The sequence below is a fragment of the Nocardia aurea genome (assembly GCF_003123685.1).
Classification (GTDB): domain Bacteria; phylum Actinomycetota; class Actinomycetes; order Mycobacteriales; family Mycobacteriaceae; genus Nocardia; species Nocardia aurea.
In genome coordinates this window covers 1-15942 of record NZ_QCYJ01000099.1, presented here as the reverse complement: position 1 = coordinate 15942, position 15942 = coordinate 1, and the positions used below count along the sequence as shown (strand labels likewise).

Sequence of the window (15942 nt, the reverse complement as noted above, 5' to 3'; positions counted from 1 at the left end):
CGTGGCTAGGCTTGCCTGCATGTCGACAACGGTGCAGGCGCCGAAAGCCATCGGACTCACGGCTGCGGAGGTCGAGCGACGTCGTAGCGACGGAGCGACCAACGATGTGCCGGACCGGGCCAGTCGCTCGGTGCGCGAGATCGTCCGGGCCAATGTCTTCACCCGGATCAACGCCATTCTCGGTGTGCTGTTCATCCTGGTCCTGTCCACCGGATCGGTGATCGACGGCATGTTCGGCCTGCTGATCGTCGCCAACAGCGCGGTGGGCATCATCCAGGAGGTCCGGGCGAAGCGGACATTGGATCAGCTCGCGATCGTGAGCCAGGCCAAGCCGACGGTGCGCAGGGACGGGATCGCCGCCCAGATCGCGCCGCGCGAGGTGGTGCTCGACGACCTGATCGAACTCGGCCCTGGCGATCAGATCGTCGTCGACGGCGTGACCGAGGAATCCGCGCTGCTCGAAGTGGACGAATCGCTGCTCACCGGCGAGGCCGACCCGGTCGACAAGGCGGTCGGCAGCCAGGTGATGTCGGGCAGCTACGTGGTCTCGGGTAGCGGCGCCTACCGGGCGACCAAAGTCGGGCGCGAGGCCTACGCCGCCAAACTCGCCGACGAGGCGAGCAAGTTCACCCTGGTGAAATCGGAGCTGCGCAGCGGCATCGACACCATCCTCAAGGTCATCACCTACCTGCTGATTCCCGCCGGTCTGCTGAGCATCTACAACCAGCTGGTCTCGAGCGGTGAGAGCTGGCGGCCCGCCGTGACGGGCATGGTCGCGGCATTGGTGCCGATGGTGCCCGAAGGGCTCGTGCTGATGACCTCGGTGGCCTTCGCGGTCGGTGTGGTCCGGCTCGGACGCAGGCAGTGCCTGGTCCAGGAACTGCCCGCGATCGAAGGTTTGGCGCGCGTCGACGTGGTCTGCGCGGACAAGACCGGCACGCTGACCGAGAACGGCATGCGGCTCTCGCGGATCGTGACACTCGACGGTTTCGACGACGACGAGGTGCGTCGGGCCGCGAGCGCGCTGGCCGCCGACGATCCGCGCCCGAACGCCAGCGTGCAGGCCATCGGCGAAGGCCTCGGCGCGGGACCGGGCTGGCCGAGCACTGCCGTCGCGCCGTTCTCCTCGGCCAAGAAATGGAGTGGCATCTCCTACGGCGAACACGGCGACTGGCTGCTCGGAGCGCCGGACGTACTGCTCGACCCGTCCTCCGAGGATGCCCGCGTCGCCGAGGAACTGGGATCGTCGGGCCTGCGCATCCTGTTGCTCGCCCGCGGTGACCGTCCCGTCGACGCGGCCGACGCGCCGGGCACGGTGCGGCCCGCCGCGCTGATCGTGCTCGAACAGAAGGTGCGCCCCGACGCCAGGGAAACCCTCGAATACTTTGCCGAGCAGAATGTTTCGATCAAGGTGATCTCCGGCGACAACGCGGTGTCGGTCGGCGCGGTGGCGACGTCGCTGGAGTTGCCCGGCGGCGACCACGCGGTCGACGCCCGCGAATTGCCCGAGGACCGTGCGCGACTCGCCGATGTGCTGGAACACGAGACCACCTTCGGCCGGGTCCGTCCCGATCAGAAGCGCGCCATGGTGGCCGCGCTGCAATCGCGCGGCCACACCGTCGCCATGACCGGCGACGGCGTGAACGACGTACTGGCGCTCAAGGACGCCGATATCGGCGTGGCGATGGGTTCGGGCAGTCCGGCGACCCGCGCCGTGGCCCAGATCGTGCTGCTCGACAACAAATTCGCGACGCTGCCCTACGTGGTCGGTGAGGGCCGCCGGGTGATCGGCAATATCGAGCGGGTCTCGAACCTGTTCCTCACCAAGACCGTCTACTCGGTGCTGCTCGCCTTCCTGGTCGGACTGGCCGGTGTCGGATCGCAGATCTTCGGCTACGACCCGATCGGTTACCCGTTCCTGCCCAGGCACGTCACGATCGCGGCCTGGTTCACCATCGGCATCCCGGCCTTCATCCTGTCGCTGGCCCCGAACAACGAACGGGCGCGCAGCGGATTCGTCGGGCGCGTCATGCGATTGGCGATTCCGTCAGGCATCGTGATCGGCGTCGCCACCTTCGTGGCCTACCTGATCGCCTACGAGGGAGCGGACGCGACCGAGGAGCAGAAGGTGCAGGCGGGTACGACCGCGCTCATCACATTGATCATGATCGCGGTCTGGGTGCTCGCCATCGTGGCGCGGCCCTACGTGTGGTGGAAGGTCGTCCTCATCGCGACCTCGATCCTGGCCTATCTGGTGTTGTTCACAGTGCCGTTCACCCGGGAGTTCTTCAAACTCGATCCGTCGAATGTCGGGCTCACCACCGCGGCGTTCATCTGCGGCGCCGTCGGCATCGTCCTGGTCGAGATCGCCTGGTGGATCAGCACGGCGATCAGCGGGGAGCAGCCGACGCTCATTCCGGTCTCGCCCGGCGGCAGCGCCTGAGTCCACGCGGCGGGCAACTGGACACCCGACCCACCGCGCCACGAGAAGCCTTGTGCGAAGCGGTCATTCGGTGTTGGAGTACCTTCTCCGATATGGAGGTTCTGCTGCACCGGATCGACGCGTTCGCCGACGCACCGTTCTCGGGCACCCCGGCCGCGGTCATGCCGCTGCGTAGCTGGCTGCCGGACGAGTTGCTGCGAAATCTGGCGGAGGGCAACAGCCTCGCCGAAACAGCCTTCTACACCTCGCGGCTGCCCCCGGAAGCGGGCGAGCCGCCCGAGGGCAGACCGGTTTTCCATCTGCGGTGGTTCAGTCCGGCGGCCGAGATCGACATGTGCGGTCACGCGACCCTGGCCGCCGCGGCGCAGATCCTGGAGGACGCCCACCCGGGCGCCGATATGGTCAGTTTCTACACCAGGGGCGGCTGGGTGCACGTCGACCGCACCGACGACGACGAGTACGTACTCGATCTGCCCTCGGTCGAATCCGTGGAGATCGAGCCGCCGCACGCGCTGGTCGCCGCACTCGGTGTGCGGCCGGTGCGCGCGTTCTCCGGTCCGGACGAGGTGATCGTGGTCGCCACCGAGGCCGAAGTGCGCCGCGCCCGTCCGATACTCGCCGCGTTCCCGCCGCTGCCGGGCGCCGCGGTGTTGACCGCGCGCGGCGACGACGTCGATATCGTCTCGCGTGTCTTCGCGCCCGGGCTCGGCGTCCCGGAGGATTCGGTCACCGGATCCGCGCACGCCCAACTGGTTCCGCTGTGGGCGCGCATGATCGGTCGCAAAGCACTCGTGGCACGGCAACTGTCCCGGCGCGGCGGCACTCTGCGCTGTGAACTGGTCGGGGACCGCGTGCTGCTGCTCGGCCGGTGCCGCCGCTATCTCGACGGCGTGGTGACGCTGCCCGACTGAGCGTCCGGCGACGACCCGTCCGCGTCGCGTCGAGCGGGCAACAGCGGCGTCACCGCGAACCGCCCGGCGACCGCGTCGGCGGGCAGCGCCTCGACCGCGCGCACACCTGCAACGGCGGCCGAATCCCGCAGCTGTGACAGTCGGCCGCGGACGACGAGTCCGACCGTGCAGGCACATCCGGCCTCGAGTGCCCGTGCCGATTCGGTGACCACTTCGCGCGAGCCGTCGTCCACCGCACCGGGATGGCTCGGGTCGAGCGTGGCGAGCAACTGCGATGCCGCCGACCGCGCGGACGCGACGGCCACCGCGTCCCCGGCGGGCACAGCGACCGTCACCAGCGGGGACCGCGCGTCGGGAGTCGGCACCCGGTGCAGCACCTGCGCGATCCGCAGGCCGCGGCCGTACGCCGGAATCCGTTCGGGTCGGATCTCCTCGGTGAACGACACCAGCGCCCACCGTTCGCCGTCGTCGGCGCCCGCGAGCGAATCGCGCGCCCGCGTCAGATAGTCCGCCACCGGCTCTGCACGTTCGGGGCCGAGCCGGTCGGTCGAGACGGCGATCGGCCGAGGCGGATTCAGCTCACCGAGCGCCACCATACCCGCCACCAGGGCGATGACCCCGAGCGCGAGCAGCGCGGCACGCACGACGAACGGCCTGCCCGCGTCCGATTCGGCGAGATCCGATCGTGCGGCGAGGGCCGCCGCACGATCGCCGTCGCGTTCGGAAGCGGACGGATCAGACATCGCGCAGGACGCTCAGCGCGTGTTTCAGATCGTCGGGATACTCACTGGCGATCTCCAGATACCGGCCGTCGGCGGGATGGTGGAAACCGAGGGTGTGGGCGTGCAGCCACTGCCGTTGCAGGCCGAGCCGTTCGGCCAGACGCGGATCGGCGCCGTAGGTGAGATCACCGCAGCAGGGGTGGCGGACCGCCGAGAAATGCACCCGGATCTGATGGGTGCGGCCGGTTTCCAGATGGATGTCGAGCAGACTCGCGGCCTGGAACGCCTCGATAGTGTCGTAGTGGGTGATGCTCGGTCGTCCGTCGGCGGTGACGGCGAATTTCCAGGCGTTGCCGCGCGCCCGTCCGATCGGCGCGTCGATGGTGCCGCTGCTCGGATCGGGATGACCCTGCACCAGCGCGTGATAGCGCTTGTCGACGGTCCGCTGTTTGAACGCGCGCTTGAGCACGGTGTAGGCGTGCTCGGACTGCGCGACCACCATCACCCCGGAGGTGCCGACATCGAGCCGGTGCACGATGCCCTGGCGCTCGTGCGCGCCCGAGGTGGAGATCCGGTAGCCCGCCGCGGCGAGTCCGCCCACCACGGTCGGTCCGGTCCAGCCGACGCCGGTATGGGCGGCGACGCCGACCGGTTTGTCCACCGCGACGATATCGTCGTCGGCGTAGAGGATCCGCATCCCCTCGACCGGTTCGGCCTCGATGGTCAATTCGCGTTTGGGTTCGGGGAATTCGACTTCGAGCCACGCGCCCGCGACCAGACGGTCGGACTTGCCCGCGGGCACGCCGTCCAGGTGGACCGCCCCGTCGGAGGTCAGCGCCACCACCGCGGTACGCGAGAGGCCGAGCAGCCGCGAAAGCCCCGCGTCCACCCGCATCCCGTCGAGTCCGTCCGGCACCGGCATCGTTCTGGTTTCCCTCACGCGGCGTTCTCCTGTCCGGCGCTCTTCGCACCGCTCGCCCCGGCCGAACCCTCGGTCGGGGGCCGGTCGGACGCGGTGTCGCCGGAGTCGTTCGAATCGTTCGCGGTCGTCCGGTCGTCCGGCTTCGCCTCGTCGGTGCCGCCGTCCACGGAATCGCGTCCGGTCCTCGTGCCGTCCGGTTCGAAACCGAACACCGTCAGCACCACCAGCAGGATCGCGCCGCACACGATCGCCGAATCCGCCACGTTGAATACCGGCCACCAGCCGACCGCGACGAAATCGACCACGTGTCCCTGCAACGGGCCCGGTGCGCGGAACAGTCGGTCGGTCAGGTTGCCGAGAGCGCCGCCGAGAACCATGCCGAGCCCGATCGCCCACCACGGGGAGCGCAGCGTACGGCCGATCCTGATCACGCCGATCACCACGGCGGTGGCGACCAGGGTCAGCAGCCAGGTCATGCCCGTCGCCATGGAGAACGCCGCGCCCGGGTTGCGCACCAGGGTGAAACGGGCGAAATCGCCGATGATCGAGACCGGCTCGCCCGGGGTGAGATTGGCGACCACGAGGGTCTTGGTCAGCAGATCGAGTCCGTACAGCACGACGGCGACGAGCAACAGGGCCCTGAGCCGCCGCGGCCGTCCTTCGGTCGCGAGTGGTGCCCCGTCATCGGTCGACGCGGCGGCCGCGGCCGGTTCCCCGGTCGGCGATTGCGCGTCGTCGGGTAGCGGCACCGCGCGGTCAGCGGTGTTGTCCTCGGTCGGCCGGTCGTCACTCACGACGTTCATCATCTCTCGAGCGCGTACCCGCCCGCTCCGCGCCTCCGGTGCGGCGTGTTCGCGCCGGTGTGGCGAGCGGGTATCAGGATGTCCCAGCTGACACTCAGGAAGCGGTCGTACGCTGTGCCATGTGACGGTGTTGTCTTCCCCCCACGTACCCCGCATCGCGCGCTCGGGCGTGATGCTCGTGATGCTCGCGGTCGGGCTCTCGGCCTTCGGCGTCGGCTGCGGCGACGATTCCGACGCGGCGGTCGCCACCGACGGCACCGAACCACTCGGCATCGGCAAGGAAGTGACCGTGCCGATCTCGGCGTCGGCCGCGAGCGTGGTCTCGCCCGGCGCCGAACCGCGGGCGGTGCTGCGGCCGCGCTACGGCGCGGGCACCACCCAGCAGGTCACCCTGTGTACCGACCATCGGATCCAACAGCAGATCAACGATCAACCGGTGCGCGACTTCTCGACGCCCGCGCTGACCATTCCGATGACGGCGCAGGCGGGCATCGATGGCGTCGACCTGACGATCGGCGCGGTCACCAGCCCCGACCCCTCGCTCAGCAAGGCGCTCACCGCCATCGGCGGAACCCACGCCGGATTCGACTTCAGCGACGACGGCGCCATCACCGCGCTGCGGCTCGCGCCGTCGCCCGACACCTCCAACTCGGCGCGCGCGGCCCTGGAACAGGCCTTCTACCAAGCGGTCTATCGCTCGATCATGTTCCCCGACGAGCCGATCGGCGAAGGCGCGATCTGGACCGTGCACCAGGAGGTGGACGGCGGCGTCACACTCGACCAGGTGACGACCGCGACCCTGACCGGCATCGACGGCGATCGACTCACCATCGATCTGCACGTGGTGCAGATGCCCAAGGCCGAGGTGTGGGCACTGCCCAACGACGCGGGCATTCTCGACATCGAGGACTACACGATGGAGGGCGCCGGCACCATCACGGTCGACCTCGGACTGCCGCTTCCGGTGTCGGGATCGATCACCGTCGGCGGCCACCAGGCCTATCGCGACCCGCGGAGCGCGAGCAATCTACAGCAGACGATCACCACGCAGGTCACGTGGACCGAGTGACCAGGGGCGGGGCGGTGCTGCTCGCCGCCGTGAGCACGGCACTGCTGGCCGGATGCGGATCGGATTCGACCGACGACGACGGCCCGGCGCTGCCCGCGCTCGGCCCGATCGTCGCCGCGGCCCCCGCGACGGGACCGCCCATCACCGAGGTTGTCGTCCTCGGCCGGCTGTTGCTCGGCCCGGAGGATCTGCCGTCGGGAATGGAACAGGTGCCCGAATCCGCTCTCGGACTCTCCGGCTCCGGTGGCGCGGAGACCCGGCCCGCCGAATGCGCCGAAGTATTGCAACCGCTCGCCCGCCAGCGCCCGGACGCGCTCACCAGATACGCGGTCGGATTCAACGGACCGAACTTCTCGAGTATCGATATCGACGCCGCGACATTCCCGAACGACAAACTCTCCGGTGCGTTCGACGAGGTGCAGCAGACACTGCGTAAATGCACCAGCTATTCCGGAACCGACGCCGACCAGGCGGCGATCGACTATCGCCTCGGCGGACTCGAACAACCCGCGGCGGGCGACGCGTCGACCTCGTTCCAGCTCCGGCTGACCAGCGAGGGATTCACCCTCGTCTCGCTGGTGACACTGGTCCAAGTCGGCAATACCCTCACCCAGGTGTCGGTGACCGCACCGGAATCGGTCGACCCCGGCGTGCTCACCGACCTCACCGCCGCACAGGTCCGCAGCCTGAAACAGGTCCCCGGCCCCTAGCGCCGATCGATATCGAGAATTCGCGGAACTTTCGGTCGAACAGGCCTCGATCCGAGACAGACGGGGAATAGGCTCGCAACAGAGCCGATATTCGCCACGATCGGAGGTCTGCCATGCCGACTGTCAAACCAGTTCCCGATGGATATCCGGTGGTCTCCCCCGGGCTGGCGGTCGACGGAGCCGCCGACGCCATCGATTACTACAAAACCGTATTCGGAGCCGTCGAACGAATGCGGATGCCGCGTCCCGACGGCAAGATCGCGCATTGCGAATTGACGCTGGGCGAGTCGGTCATCATGCTCGGCGACCCCGCACCCGACATGGAATTCCTCGACCCGAAGACGGTCGGCGGCACACCGGTGAACCTGCACGTCTACGTGGCCGACGCCGACGCGGCGTTCGCCGCCGCGCTGGCCGGAGGCGGGAGGGAACTCACTCCCATGACCGACCAGTTCTACGGTGATCGCAGCGGGACGTTCGAGGATCCGTGGGGGCACCGGTGGACGGTGGCCACGCACGTGGAGGATGTGTCGCCGGAGGAGATGGACCGGCGAATGGCGGATATGTTCGGGTGAGGTCGTGATATCGGCCGCTGGCGCGGCGTGGTTCGCGGCCTTGATGTCTCGCGTCCGAGCGGTCGAGACTCGCGACCGCGTCGCATGCGCTTCGACCGCTCGGACGCGAGACGGCCGCGAACCGTCGCTCGTCGGGCTCGCTCCCGGGTGGGGGCGAATTGTTGTCGGGTGGGGGTGGAGGTGTGCCGAGGGCGTGTGCCGGGGCCGCCGGGGTCAGCCGCTGACTATCGAGTCACCCTCGACGCGGACGGGTTTCGTGGCGAGGGGGCGTTTCGCGGGGCCGGTGACGACAGAGCCGTCGAGGCCGAATTTGCTGCCGTGGCATACGCACTCGAGGGCGCCGGCGGTGATCTTGGTGACTTTGCAGCCGGCGTGGGTGCAGGTGCTGTCGAGGCCGACGAAGGTGCCCGCGGTGGGTTGGGTGACCACGGTGCCGCCGACGATCACGCCGCCGCCGACGGGGATGTCGGCGGTTTTGGCGAGGGCATTGGCGGGGCCGCCGGGCTGGGCGGGAGGTGCGGCGGTGGCGGGGGGTGGGGTGGCGGTTTCCCCGTAGGTGGAGCAGGCGGTCAGGGCGGTGGCGGCGGCGAGGATGCCCGCACCGGCGACCACGGTGCGGCGATCGAGGTTGTCGGTCGTGCTGTTGTTCATGGGGGAGTTCCGATCAGAAGATGATGCCGTTGTTCTGGAAGAACCACAGCGCGGAGGTGAGCCAGATGCCGATGAGGCCGGTCAGGACCAGGCCGCCCGCCAGGGGGAGCGCCCAACCGGGCAGGCCCTTGCGGGTGAGCAACAGCATCTTGGTGACGAACGCGCCGTAGAAGAAGCAGCCGAGCAGCGAATGCCACAGCACGCGGGGCTCGTAATCCTGAAAACCCAACGCGTACAGGCAGTGCACCGCGACCGGCACGGTCGCCACGACGGCGAGCCGTCCCGACCAGACGTGCGCGGGCCCGAGCCACCGGGGTGAGCCGATCCCGGGGATCTTGCCGTACATGGCCAGGGCCGAACCGAATTGGAAGACGGCCAGCGCCGCCGCCAGGGTGGCGAGCCAGGATTTCACCGCGGTCGGGCTGGAGAAACCCGCGACATTGATCGAGAAGAACCGCGGATCGTGCACCTTGCCGTACACGCCGAGCGCGACCGCGACGGCCGCGCCGATCAATACCGCCACCACGATGGCGAGCGCCGGTGTGGCGGAACGAGTTCCGGGACCGGGCAGGGTGTTCTCAGCCGACATCGTCGCCACCGCTCACTTTGTTCGCCGTGATCTTCTTGCCGCCGACCAGCGCCGTCGCGTCCGACGCGAGGGCGGGTGCGGGGGAGGTGGCGCCGTCGGCGGCGCGCTGCACGCCGGTCACCGCACCGGAGGAGTCCACGATCCAGCTCTGCCGTACTCCGTTGTCGGAGTAGACGTAGAGCCCGGCGGGCGGGGTCACGGGTGCGGCGGTGTAATCCCACCGCTTGCCCGCGACGCTGACGCTGCCCCCGACCCCGGAGCCGGTGGCGGCGCCGTCGAGTGTCGCGTCGTTCTTCCCGGTCAGCTGGAGGCGACCGTTCACCGCGCTGCCACGCAGCCAGGATTCGACCGACGCGCCGTCGCACAGGTAGGCGACCGCCCGATCGCCCTCGACGGTGATCTCCAGGGTGAGCGTGCCACCGGTGGCCGGTGCGATCTTGCCGACGTAATCCGCCTGTGCCGGGAACGCGCCCGGCGCGGGAGCGGCTGTCGTCGGCGGTGCGGCGGCAGTGCTCGACGCCGGGGCGACGGTCGTGGTCGCCGCCGCGGGTGTCGCGGTCGGCTGCGCGGCCGTCGGTGCGGTGTCCTTGGACATGTTGACGCTGAGCAGGATGAGGCCGAGGACGGCGACCACCCCGAGGGTGAGCCATGGCCCGAGACGTTTCATTGGATCTCCTCGATTGTCGGCCGATTCCGTACACGGCCGAGCGATCCCCGGACTCGACGCTGGCCGGTATCGCTGTTCAGACTGACAACGGGACAGCGCGTCCGCAGGTTCAGATCGAATTTCGACCATCTCCGTTCGGCGTGTCGCCGTGTCGGCCCGGTCATTCGCGTGACGGGCACCGCGCGGGCGCGCACGGCGACCCGATGCCGGGGTGCCCGCCGGAATCGGCAGGGATAGTGTCGTTTCGGTGACGACATCCCTCATGGCTGCCTATCGGGCGGCGTTGCCCGCCGAGACCGACTCGCTCGCCGAACTGATGCGGACCGCCGATCCCGCCACGCCGATTCCGGCCTGCCCCGGCTGGTCGCTCGCCAATCTGATGACCCACGTCGGTCGCGGCCATCGCTGGGCCGCCGCGATGATCACCGATCGCGCCACCGAACGCATCGATTTCCGCGCGGTCCCCGACGGCGCGATGCCCAAGGAACCCGACGCCGCCGCGAAGTGGCTGAGCGACAGCGCCCGGCTGGTACTGGACGCGGTCGACCGGACCGGCGGCGATGTCGAGATCTGGACGCCGTTCGGCCCGCCGCGACCGGCCGAGTGGTGGATCCGGCGTCGACTGCACGAGGCCACCGTGCACCGCGCGGACGCCCTGCTCGCCCTGGGCCGCGAGGTCACGTTGAGTCCCGAACTCGCCGCCGACGCCATCTCCGAATGGCTCGGCCTGCTCGAAACCGCCCTGGTCGGCAGTCCCGTTCCTGTCCTACCCGACGGTGCGACGCTGCATCTGCACGCCACCGATCCCGGTCTCGACGCCGTGGGCGAGTGGACCGTCCGCGGTGCGGGAACCGGCATCGAATGGGATCACGGCCACGCCAAAGGCGCTGTCGCCCTGCGCGGCACCGCAGTGGCGCTGCTGCTCGTTATCCTGCGGCGAATCCCCACCGACGATCCGGGCCTCGAAATCTACGGCGATACAGCTGTTTTCGACCGATGGTTGGACACGACCCCGTTCTGACCGATATGCGCCACCGGAGGGCGCTCGAGCCGACTCGATCGACGCCGTACCGCTGTTCGCGCCGTCCGCGACCAGGGCGGCACGCTCAGCCGCGTCGGCCCATCCTGACCACCAGTTCGAAGATCGCCAGCACCGCCACCCCCGCGCAGGCGATCGCGATCCCGGAATGGTCGTCGCCGCTGCCGTAGTGCACGGCGCACGCGATGATCACCACCGCGACGGTGGTGAGGAAGGCGCGCTTTCCGCCGACCGGGTGACCGACAGCCACGGCGACTACAGCGGTCGATCGGTCGGGATATTGAGGAAACTCGGCGCGTTCGGGTCCAGCAGCAGATGCTGGGGTTTCAGTTCGGAGGCGTTGAGCAGTGGCCGGAATGGCACGGCCTTGGGCGCGTTGGCGGCGAAGACGTCGACGCGCAGACGGTGGCCGGGGCGCAGTACCGCCTGGGTGGGGATGACGGCGATATCGAGTGCGACCGGTTCGCCGGGGACAACGGGCAGGTGGCTCGCCGCGGTGATCGGGTTGAACGGCGTGGTGAGATCGCCGTTGGCCGAACGGGTGCTCCTCGTCTCGTCGATCGCGCGCATCGACGCGGTCAGCTGGCCGGTGCTCAGCACGGTGGAGGTGCCGTCGGGCGCGACGTCGTTGACGGTGACGCTCCAGTAGCCGTCGGTGGTGTCGTAGACGGTCGTGAGGTGGGCGTTGATCGGGCCCGAGATCACCGTGTCGGCGGCCACCGGAGCGCTGGTGAAGGTGAGCGCGTCGGTCTCCGCGACGCGGGAATCCTTGGCGCACACGTCGAGTGCGGATGCGATACCCGCCGATCCCTGGGCCGCGTCGCGCGAACACGCGTTGGACAGTCCGGGTGCGACGGTGAGAGTGCGCGCGGCGGCGGGAGCGGTCGCGGTGAGCGATCCGTCGTGCAGGCTGGCGGTCGTGGTCGCGCTGGCGTCGGGCGACAGGTAGACGCGGCGGTGGGTGACGCCGGGCTGCGGGAATTCGGGCAGTGTGACCCAGCTTCCGCCCTGCTCCCAGACCACCACCGGACCGAAGTCGTCGATACCGTTGTCGATTCCCTTGAGCCAGTGGTCCAGCCAGGCGCGTTGCAGCACGTCCAGCCGGGGCGGTGCGCCCGCGACGCCGGTGCCCGCGCCGGGATTGGCGTGGTAGGTGTTCCCGACGACGAGTTTCTTCATCGCACCACCGGCGGGCGGTGCGGCGGGCAGTGGAATCGCGTTGTAGATCGTGGTCGCGCTGTTGGCGAAGATATCGTGCCAACCTCCGTAGACGAAGGTGGGCACCGTGATTCGCTCCGGACGCCCGAGAATGCCCTGCCGGAACGCGCTCGATTCGTCCAGCGCCGATTCCAGTTCGGGCTGCATCTCGTCCATGGCCGGTGTGGTCAGTGCCTGGACGAGCAGATCGTAATTGGTCAACGGGTCGGAGACGCGCTCGTCGAGCCATGCCCAGTCGAAGGTGCCGCGCAGCATCGACGACACGTCGGGCACCATCTTGGCGCGGTTGATCGAATTGAGCCACATCGGCAGGAAGGTGGCTCCGACACCGCCGCCGGGAGCGACCACGTCGCGCATGAGGTCGCTACCGGGAACGACGGGGAAGATGGCCTTCAGCGGCGGCGGCGCGTCCTCGGCGGCCCGGAGTTGGTTGATGCCCGCGTAGGAGCCGCCGGTCATGCCGACATTTCCGTCCGACCAGCTCTGGCGCGCCGCCCACTCGATCACCTCGCGGGTGTCGAGTTGTTCGCGGGCGCCCAGGGTGTCCCACGCGCCCTGCGAGAATCCGGTGCCGCGCACGTCGACGACGACGAGCGTGTAGCCGCTGCGCACCAGTTTCCGATCGACGCCGAGCACCGTCTGCACCGTGCCGCCGTCCAAGGCGTGCAGCAGATCACCGAAACCGCTGATGGGGGTGCCGGACAGATTGAATCGGTTCGCCAGGTCGACGGTGAGCGGTTGCAATCCGGGCACCGCCAGCGCCGAGTCGATGAGGTTGGCCATGAGTTTGGTGTAGGGCGTCATGGTGACCAGCGCGGGCATCGGCGTCTCGGGAGTGCGGCCCGCCGCGTCGACGGGCCGGTACACGTTGGCCTTGAGCACGACGCCGTCGTTCATGGTGATCGGCACGTCGGATTCGATACGGATATCGGGGAAGGGCTGCGGTCCGTCGTGCAGTGCGGTCCACTCCTCGACCGAGGAGGTCAGCGCCGGTGCGGGCGCGCGTGTCGCGCTCATCGCCAGTCCGGCGGTGACGACCACCGCGAGCGCCGTTCCCAGCACCACCCGAAAACTCCTGGCCGAACAACGTTTCGGAGCCACTCGCGTCCTCCACCTCAGCTGCCGCCGGTCACTGATACCTGTGACCATAGCAATCCGCTACCGGTAAACCGTGGAACCGGAAGCGATGCGGTGTTGTCCGAGCCGGGGCGCCTCAGCGCCGGAAGACGCCGAGTCCTTCCTCGTCGAAATACTCCGCGGTCATGGTGTCGCCGGCGAAGGCAGCCCGGGAGATGGTGCCCGGCGGGGCGTTCTCGCCCAGCAATTCGAAGGTGAAGGTGTCGCCGTCGCGGTGCTTCAACGGGTAGGTCCGGTTCGCGGGGCCGATCGTCAATGTCAGCGTGCCCGCGTTGTCGGTGACGGTGGCCGGTCCCCAGTAGTCGTTGGCGTACTTTCCGACGTAGGAGGCCAATGGCCGCGGCGGCGCGGGATTCGCCGGTGCCGGTGCGCCGACCAGATCGCCTTCGGGCTGATCCATTCCCGCGAAGGCGTCCCGGTACAGGGCGCGCCAGTCCTCGCGGACCTCGCCGTATTGCAGGATGTCGGCGAATTCGGCCGTCAACGTCTCGGGCACGCCGATCGGCGCGGCATTGGTCAGCGCCACGATCGCCACGTCGGCGGACGGTATCACCAGGAAATTCGTGGCCGCCCCGAGGGCGAAGGCCCCGGAATGGCTGTAGGTGACGCGTCCGGCCGAGGTGGTCGAGACGTTGTAGCCGAATCCGTAGAACCCCGCCCGCGCGTCGGGAGCGGTGGCGGGGGCGGAGATGATCTGCGGGGTGATCGCGGGCAGCAGCGCCTGCTCGGGCGCGACGGTCGTGTTCTCGAACTTTCCCCGCCCGAGCAGCATCGTCAGCCACCGGGTCATATCGTTGACCGAGGAACTGACACCGCCCGCGGGCGACTGTGGATCGGGATCGCGGACGGCCTGGGCGACCCAGCGCCCGTCGACCGACATGTGACCGACGGCCCGGTTCGGTCGGGCGACGAAATCGGCGAAACGCGAGCTGGTCGATGTCATGCCGAGCGGCGCGTAGACGGTGTCGTTCGACAGTCGCGCCCAGTCGGTGCCCGCCGCCGTCGCGACAGCCTCCGCCGCGGCGGTCACACCGAAATTGGTGTACTGGTAGGTGATCCGGAAGGGGGCCAGCGGTTCGAGCCGCAATTTCTCCAGCACCTGCCGACGGTCGAACCCCATATCCTCCAGGCGGTCGCCCGCGTGATCGGGCAGCCCGCTGCGGTGGGAGAACATGTCGCCGACGGTGACATTCGCCGTCACGTACGGATCGCCGAGTGCGAACCACGGCAATTTCGACACGATGGGGGTCTCCCACTCCACCGATCCGGTCCCCACCTGGTGCGCGACCACCGTCGCCGCCACGGATTTCGACACCGAGGCCAGCTGGAACACGGTGTCGGCGTCGACGCGTTCGGTCCCGCCCGCCGCGCGCACACCGAACCCCTTGCTGTACACGGTCTTCCCGCCGTGGACGACGGCCACCGCCATCCCCGGGATGCCGGATTCGGTCATCAGCGATTCGACCAGGCCGTCCAGTCGACCTACGGCAACCTCCACGGCGTTGTCCGGCAGCGCCAGTCCGACCACCCGATTCGGCGGCACCTGCCCGGTGGCCACGGTGGTGGAAGTGGTGGCGGCGTCGTTGTCTTCGGGCGCCGCACAGCCCACTACCAGGGCGAACAGGGAGATCATGGCTACCGCGCCGAGGCGTCGCGTCATAGCGCAACGGTAGTCCGTGCCGGACCGCCCAAGGCAGTATCGCCGGTCTCGAGCCGTCGACAGCAATGTTGTCGTTACATTTCGACGGCGTCGGCGAGTCTCCCGACAGGTGTCAGGTGCGCAGGTCTCGGTCCGCGGCGGCGAGCACCCTGTGGAAGATGTACGAGATCACCGGCTTCACCACTGTCCGGGTGACGACGCCCGAGCCGAAGGGCAGTCGCACCTCGGCCACGGTGGTCCATACGACCGACGTGCCACCGTCGACCTCGGTGAAGGTGAGTTTCCCGCCCTCGTGGCGCGAGGGCGGAAAACTGTGCTCGACCAGGTACTCGAATTCGTGTGGCGGTCGATACGCGGTGATGCGTTCGCGGAACCGCCCGATGACCCAGATCAGTACGCGGACCGCGCCCTCCCCGTAGGGCGCGTCCGTGCCGGGTCGAACCAGCCGCTCCCGCAGCACGATCGGTGTTCGGGTGTAATTGCTTGCGACGGACAGCCATTCGAAGACCCGGTCGATCGGTGCGTCGATCACGCGTTCGACAGTGATGGTTTCCATACGAGAACTCCCCACTCGTCTACTACAGCCAATAGTAGTCCGTTCGTCGGAAGTGGGGGTACCGATCGCGCGGACCCGGCCCCCTCATCGCAGCCGGGTCCGCGTGACGGATCACCCGCGGGCGATGGATTCGAAGACGGTGGGGTCGACGAGGGTGGAGGTGTCGCCGAGTTGGCGTCCTTCGGCGATGTCGCGCAGGAGTCGGCGCATGATTTTGCCGCTGCGGGTTTTGGGGAGTTCGGGGACGATGTGGATGTCGCGGGGTCGGGC

At 68.9% G+C, this 15942-nt stretch carries 16 protein-coding genes; 6 read left to right on the top strand and 10 right to left on the bottom strand.

Going from position 1 to position 15942, the window contains the following annotated elements; genetic code table 11:
- Positions 1-19 precede the first annotated feature (19 nt).
- A complete protein-coding gene (locus DAT37_RS19445; protein ID WP_109526230.1) occupies positions 20-2443 on the top strand; it encodes an HAD-IC family P-type ATPase in 2424 nt (807 codons plus the stop codon).
- Positions 2444-2535: 92 nt separating this feature from the next.
- On the top strand, positions 2536-3354 hold the full coding sequence (locus tag DAT37_RS19440) for a PhzF family phenazine biosynthesis protein (protein ID WP_109526229.1): 819 nt from the start codon (positions 2536-2538) through the stop codon (positions 3352-3354).
- Here the strand turns inward: DAT37_RS19440 and DAT37_RS19435 are convergent.
- Genes DAT37_RS19435 through lspA form a run of 3 tightly spaced genes read right to left on the bottom strand, consistent with a single transcriptional unit; the run spans position 3321 to position 5804 of the window.
- A complete protein-coding gene (locus DAT37_RS19435; protein WP_232839863.1) occupies positions 3321-4097 on the bottom strand; it encodes a hypothetical protein in 777 nt (258 codons plus the stop codon). The two genes, DAT37_RS19440 and DAT37_RS19435, sit on opposite strands and share 34 nt — an antisense overlap.
- Entirely contained in the window at positions 4090-5016 is a 927-nt protein-coding gene (locus DAT37_RS19430) for an RluA family pseudouridine synthase (protein WP_109526228.1), read from the bottom strand. The genes DAT37_RS19435 and DAT37_RS19430 overlap by 8 nt, the downstream gene beginning before the upstream one ends.
- On the bottom strand, positions 5013-5804 hold the full coding sequence (lspA, locus tag DAT37_RS19425) for a signal peptidase II (RefSeq protein ID WP_109526227.1): 792 nt from the start codon (positions 5802-5804) through the stop codon (positions 5013-5015). The genes DAT37_RS19430 and lspA overlap by 4 nt, the downstream gene beginning before the upstream one ends.
- Positions 5805-5973: 169 nt before the next feature.
- On the opposite strand from lspA, the gene DAT37_RS19420 reads away from it, so the two are divergent.
- From DAT37_RS19420 to DAT37_RS19410, 3 genes are all read left to right on the top strand, one after another.
- On the top strand, positions 5974-6870 hold the full coding sequence (locus tag DAT37_RS19420) for a hypothetical protein (protein WP_109526226.1): 897 nt from the start codon (positions 5974-5976) through the stop codon (positions 6868-6870).
- The gene (locus tag DAT37_RS19415) at positions 6867-7580 is read left to right on the top strand and encodes a sensor domain-containing protein (RefSeq protein ID WP_109526225.1); all 714 of its coding nucleotides are present in this window, start codon (positions 6867-6869) and stop codon (positions 7578-7580) included. The genes DAT37_RS19420 and DAT37_RS19415 overlap by 4 nt, the downstream gene beginning before the upstream one ends.
- Before the next feature lie 113 nt (positions 7581-7693).
- On the top strand, positions 7694-8155 hold the full coding sequence (locus DAT37_RS19410) for a VOC family protein (RefSeq protein ID WP_109526224.1): 462 nt from the start codon (positions 7694-7696) through the stop codon (positions 8153-8155).
- Between the two features lie 213 nt (positions 8156-8368).
- Here the strand turns inward: DAT37_RS19410 and DAT37_RS19405 are convergent, their stop codons facing one another.
- From DAT37_RS19405 to DAT37_RS19395, 3 genes are read right to left on the bottom strand one after another with little or no spacing between them, the layout of a single operon-like run.
- Positions 8369-8806 (bottom strand): QcrA and Rieske domain-containing protein, encoded by a 438-nt coding sequence (locus DAT37_RS19405; RefSeq protein WP_109526223.1) that lies wholly within the window; start codon positions 8804-8806, stop codon positions 8369-8371.
- A 13-nt stretch (positions 8807-8819) separates the two neighbouring features.
- Positions 8820-9395 (bottom strand): DUF6529 family protein, encoded by a 576-nt coding sequence (locus DAT37_RS19400; RefSeq protein ID WP_109526387.1) that lies wholly within the window; start codon positions 9393-9395, stop codon positions 8820-8822.
- Entirely contained in the window at positions 9385-10062 is a 678-nt protein-coding gene (locus DAT37_RS19395) for a hypothetical protein (RefSeq protein WP_109526222.1), read from the bottom strand. The genes DAT37_RS19400 and DAT37_RS19395 overlap by 11 nt, the downstream gene beginning before the upstream one ends.
- Positions 10063-10309: 247 nt before the next feature.
- On the opposite strand from DAT37_RS19395, the gene DAT37_RS19385 reads away from it, so the two are divergent.
- A complete protein-coding gene (locus DAT37_RS19385) occupies positions 10310-11083 on the top strand; it encodes a maleylpyruvate isomerase family mycothiol-dependent enzyme (protein WP_332873341.1) in 774 nt (257 codons plus the stop codon).
- 85 nt (positions 11084-11168) lie between these two features.
- Here the strand turns inward: DAT37_RS19385 and DAT37_RS19380 are convergent, their stop codons facing one another.
- From DAT37_RS19380 to DAT37_RS19365, 4 genes are all read right to left on the bottom strand, one after another.
- Positions 11169-11351 carry a hypothetical protein gene (locus tag DAT37_RS19380; RefSeq protein ID WP_109526219.1) on the bottom strand — a complete coding sequence of 61 codons (183 nt, stop codon included), beginning with the start codon at positions 11349-11351 and terminating at the stop codon, positions 11169-11171.
- Positions 11352-11356: 5 nt separating this feature from the next.
- Positions 11357-13336, bottom strand: coding sequence for a CocE/NonD family hydrolase (locus DAT37_RS19375; protein ID WP_109526386.1), 1980 nt, complete (start codon positions 13334-13336; stop codon positions 11357-11359).
- Between the two features lie 196 nt (positions 13337-13532).
- Positions 13533-15116: a serine hydrolase gene (locus tag DAT37_RS19370; protein WP_109526218.1), complete on the bottom strand. Its 1584-nt coding sequence runs from the start codon at positions 15114-15116 to the stop codon at positions 13533-13535.
- A 112-nt stretch (positions 15117-15228) separates the two neighbouring features.
- Positions 15229-15672 carry an SRPBCC family protein gene (locus tag DAT37_RS19365; RefSeq protein WP_109526217.1) on the bottom strand — a complete coding sequence of 148 codons (444 nt, stop codon included), beginning with the start codon at positions 15670-15672 and terminating at the stop codon, positions 15229-15231.
- Between the last annotated feature and the right edge of the window lie 270 nt (positions 15673-15942).

Coding starts and splice junctions, on each gene's coding strand:
- DAT37_RS19445 (WP_109526230.1), top strand. CDS start 20: ATGTCGACAACGGTGCAGGCGCCGAAAGCCATCGGACTCACGGCTGCG.
- DAT37_RS19440 (WP_109526229.1), top strand. CDS start 2,536: ATGGAGGTTCTGCTGCACCGGATCGACGCGTTCGCCGACGCACCGTTC.
- DAT37_RS19435 (WP_232839863.1), bottom strand. CDS start 4,097: ATGTCTGATCCGTCCGCTTCCGAACGCGACGGCGATCGTGCGGCGGCC.
- lspA (WP_109526227.1), bottom strand. CDS start 5,804: ATGATGAACGTCGTGAGTGACGACCGGCCGACCGAGGACAACACCGCT.
- DAT37_RS19420 (WP_109526226.1), top strand. CDS start 5,974: ATGCTCGTGATGCTCGCGGTCGGGCTCTCGGCCTTCGGCGTCGGCTGC.
- DAT37_RS19410 (WP_109526224.1), top strand. CDS start 7,694: ATGCCGACTGTCAAACCAGTTCCCGATGGATATCCGGTGGTCTCCCCC.
- DAT37_RS19405 (WP_109526223.1), bottom strand. CDS start 8,806: ATGAACAACAGCACGACCGACAACCTCGATCGCCGCACCGTGGTCGCC.
- DAT37_RS19400 (WP_109526387.1), bottom strand. CDS start 9,395: ATGTCGGCTGAGAACACCCTGCCCGGTCCCGGAACTCGTTCCGCCACA.
- DAT37_RS19395 (WP_109526222.1), bottom strand. CDS start 10,062: ATGAAACGTCTCGGGCCATGGCTCACCCTCGGGGTGGTCGCCGTCCTC.
- DAT37_RS19375 (WP_109526386.1), bottom strand. CDS start 13,336: ATGAGCGCGACACGCGCGCCCGCACCGGCGCTGACCTCCTCGGTCGAG.
- DAT37_RS19370 (WP_109526218.1), bottom strand. CDS start 15,116: ATGACGCGACGCCTCGGCGCGGTAGCCATGATCTCCCTGTTCGCCCTG.
- DAT37_RS19365 (WP_109526217.1), bottom strand. CDS start 15,672: ATGGAAACCATCACTGTCGAACGCGTGATCGACGCACCGATCGACCGG.